This window comes from Atribacterota bacterium, from assembly GCA_028703475.1.
In the GTDB taxonomy this organism is placed as follows: domain Bacteria; phylum Atribacterota; class Phoenicimicrobiia; order Phoenicimicrobiales; family Stramentimicrobiaceae; genus JAQVMU01.
The window spans coordinates 1-3,192 of record JAQVMU010000116.1; the positions used below are offsets into that span (position 1 = coordinate 1).

A 3,192-nucleotide genomic window follows, 5' to 3' on the forward strand; every position below is an offset into this window, starting at 1 on the left:
TTATGCAGAAATCATAGTTTATATGTTACTGCAAATCCATTAACAATTGCTGAAGGAAATTCTACAACCATTACTGCTGAGTTAACTAATGCTGACGGGTACCTTGTTGAAGGCGAAAATATTAATTTTATTATTAAAGATGGGAATGGCAATTTAAGCAGCAATAGTGGAACTACAAATGAACTTGGAGTAACATCAGTTACGCTTAATATCGATATTGCAGGAACAACTACAGTAGAGGCTAACTGGCAAGGCGATTCTACTGTAGTGCTTGATTTTGTAGAAGTTATTTGTACAAGTGCTCCTATTTATCAGGTTAATCTAACAGCTGATAAAACAACAATCTCGGTTGGGGAAACCTTGGATATTAAAGCCACAGTTACTGAAAACGGGAATCCAGTTAGTGGAATCGAAGTAGAATTTTCATTAGATGATTACAGCAATGCAAGGATAGATGGTTCTGATTCACCCGTGATTAAAACTACAGATGGGAACGGTGAAACGACTGTAGTTTTGAGTAATTTGACTGCTGGAGATTCTGTAACTGTTACTGCTGAAGCAGGTGGAGATAGTGGCATTATCAATATTAGCTGTGAAGCTCCTCCAATTGCAATAGAATTAATAAATAATTCCCAAGAGCATGGTACTGGAAAAGATGGGAAAAAACAGGTATATTTTAATATAAATGTTCTAAATAGCAGTATTGATTTGGAACAAATGATTATATCTTGGGTACCAAACGGGAATGAAAAGTTGTCAGAATTGTGGATTGGTGACACACAAGTATATTATAACAGCTCGGGTGCAGAAAATGGGACTACTATTACTTTTAATCAACTTAACAATCCAACATATTACATTTTAAACAAAGATGAATCTTATGAAATTAAAATGATATTCGATAAAGATGTTAAAAAGAAAGATTGGACGATTGCTTTTATAAATCCTGAAACGTTGACTGAAATAACGCCAAATATAACTTTTTATCTTAACTAAGCTAGGAATTAAAGGGAAAAGATAAAGGAAAAGATAAATGATTGCAAAAAAAAATTCTTTTAATAAAAATGGATTTACCTTAATAGAATTGATGGTTGTTGTGGCTGTATTAAGCCTGATTATAATTGGGACGGTTTCTTTTTTTGGTGGAGGAATTCGTTCCTGGATATCAGGACAATATCAATTGAAAGCTCAAAGAGAAGCCCGCATGAGACTTGACCAAATGGTTAAGGAAATTAGAGAGGGAGATAAATTTGATAGTGCTTCTGGTGAAAATACTATAATAGTTGAATACAACATTCTTTCAAAAGACAATGTAACATACAGCTGGTCTGGAACTTCTGGTGATAGCATAACCAGAAAAAGTGGAAGTGGAACTCCTGCAACATTATTAGATAATGTTCATGATTTTTCCGTGACATATTTAAATCAATCAGGGATTATTATGACTGATGAAAGTAATGCATCAAAAATATTAATTAATCTTCAGTTGGATTTAGACGGAGATGCAGCAACAGGAGGTAATCCTGATGTTGTTCTTAATACCGAAGTTAATTTAAGAAATTATGGATTATGAGAAAATATAGAAGACAATAAAGAGATAAAGATAAATTGCTTTATTTTGACATTATAAATAATATATAATAAATATAACATAAATAATATTATTATGTATATGTTCTATTTGTAATTAAATATTAAATAAGATTCTTTTAAAAAAGAAGGTGATAAATATGAAAAATATTCTAAGATCATTTTACATAAACAAAAATGGTAAAATATTAAAATCCCAAAATGGAATGGCTCTGTTAAGTGTACTAATTTTTACTTTTGTTTTGGTCAGTATTGTAATTGCTATGCTTGTTATGGCACAAAACGATACCAAGCTATCTACATTACAGCGAGATTCAACAAAAGCATTTTACCTTGCTGAATCAGGAGTAGAAGAAATGCTCTGGAAATTAAATACAAGTGGGGAAAATGGTGGAATAGAGCTACCTGATGATTTAACAATTGATGATCCACGTTGGCCAGATTATGGAATTAATCATAGTGGTAGTGAAGATGAATATTATGAAGTTTCAATCGAACCTCTCCCGGAAGACGACCCAAGAAGAGAGACAGGGGAAAAAATAAAAGACTGGGTAGTAATAAAATCAACTGGTGTTGTCGAAGGAAATGGAGAAGATGTAACAGGTAAAAGGACGATCCAAGTTGTTGCGCATTTTACAATTACTCAACGAACCAGTGTCTTGTATGACAAAGCAATATTGACAGACCACATGATTACCTTTCAGGGTAATCCTGGTGCTACAATTACCGGTGGAGATATACACTCGAATTATGGTATTGAAGTAAAGGGACCGTATGAATTCGATGGAACAGCAACTACTTCAGGTATTCCTGATGACTATCCCAATACACCTTATAGTGCTTTAAATGATTTAGATGATACTGATAATGGTGATTTTTCAGGACCTGGTAACTGGCCAGCAATGGATATCCCCCCGGTACCTTATGATGAATTAAAAGCTATGGCTGAGGCTAATGGAACTTACTATCCAAATGGCTTTGATTCAAAAGATTATGGTAGAGGAGACTATGAATTTACAGGAGTTGTATATGTAGAAGGTGATGTTGTGTTTAGAAATGGAGATTCTCTTACTATAAATGATGGTGCCCTGGTAGTTGCCAAGACTAATCCGGATGACCCTAATGATTCTTCAGGAACTATGGAATTTAAGAACGGTTCTAATCTTACCATTAACAGAAGTGATCCAGTCCCGGAAGGTGCTTACCCTGGCCCTATTGCACTTGCAGCTATGGGAGATGTTTTGCTACATGCAAGCTCATCATCGTTAAACGGAGTAGTGCAATCGGGTGGTTATTATAATGATGAGGGAGAGCTAATGCCTGGAGGAATGGTGGATTTTCGGAATGATTCAGTTGTTACAGGTGCAGTAGTAGCTGAAGAAGTCTGGATGCATAATAAGACAACCATTAATTATGACGGTGATTTTATGGAAAACTTTACAACAGTTACAACCCTTGGGAATGCGAGATATGATAAAGTTTCCTGGCAGGAAATATAGTATATTATAATTGATTGTATTATAATAGTATATAAATAACAAACAACTTAAAGATAGACCAATAGAATATAATTTTATAAAAAAAGTATCAAATAATGTAAAA

3 protein-coding genes are annotated in these 3,192 nt (G+C 33.9%); all 3 read left to right on the forward strand.

What is annotated here, in order from left to right:
* Window positions 1–996 (forward strand): Ig-like domain-containing protein (locus PHQ99_08290; GenBank protein ID MDD4289569.1); only part of this gene is annotated, 996 nt, incomplete at its 5' end.
* Window positions 997–1,033: 37 nt separating this feature from the next.
* Window positions 1,034–1,573 (forward strand): type II secretion system protein, encoded by a 540-nt coding sequence (locus PHQ99_08295; protein MDD4289570.1) that lies wholly within the window; start codon window positions 1,034–1,036, stop codon window positions 1,571–1,573.
* Between the two features lie 157 nt (window positions 1,574–1,730).
* Window positions 1,731–3,089, forward strand: coding sequence for a pilus assembly PilX N-terminal domain-containing protein (locus PHQ99_08300; protein ID MDD4289571.1), 1,359 nt, complete (start codon window positions 1,731–1,733; stop codon window positions 3,087–3,089).
* The last annotated feature ends 103 nt before the right edge of the window (window positions 3,090–3,192 follow it).